The sequence below is a fragment of the Bacillus sp. AFS059628 genome, assembly GCF_002571225.1.
Lineage (GTDB): Bacteria > Bacillota > Bacilli > Bacillales > Bacillaceae_G > Bacillus_A.
The window spans coordinates 1-484 of sequence record NZ_NVEC01000162.1 but is presented as its reverse complement, the minus strand read 5'-3'; the positions used below and the strand labels follow the sequence as shown (position 1 = coordinate 484).

Genomic DNA, 484 nt, shown 5'->3' with positions numbered 1-484 from the left:
TATAAAATTCTATATATATCATATAAATAAATTTGATACATAATGGTTCTATGTAGAAATGTTATAGAATGAAGCGAGGGAGCGAAATGAGACAGAAAAAGGAGCAGAAGAAACAATCGAAAAAGAAAAAGACTCATATTCCTTTTCGATTAAATGTACTATTTTTTATCGTCTTTCTTTTATTTTCAGCTATTATAATTCAATTAGGTAAAGTACAAATCATTGATGGAGAAACGTATAGAAATGAAGTGAACAAAAAGGAAGATGTAACGGTAAGCACTCCTGTTCCAAGAGGGAAAATGTTTGATCGGCAAGGTCAAGTGATTGTAAATAACAAACCGCTACGAACCGTTACATATACGAAAATGAAAGGAGTAGATTCGAAAGAAGTTTTACAAGTAGCAAGACAGTTAGCTCAGTTAATAGAAATGTCACAAGAAGATATAGATAAGTTGACAGAAACAGATAAAAAAGATTTTTGGAT

Annotated in this window: 1 pseudogene; it reads left to right on the top strand. The window is 30.6% G+C overall.

Features of this window, described 5'->3' with window-relative positions:
• Positions 1-68: 68 nt before the first annotated feature.
• Positions 69-484: pseudogene (locus COL05_RS30760) on the top strand (penicillin-binding protein); the annotation flags it as partial.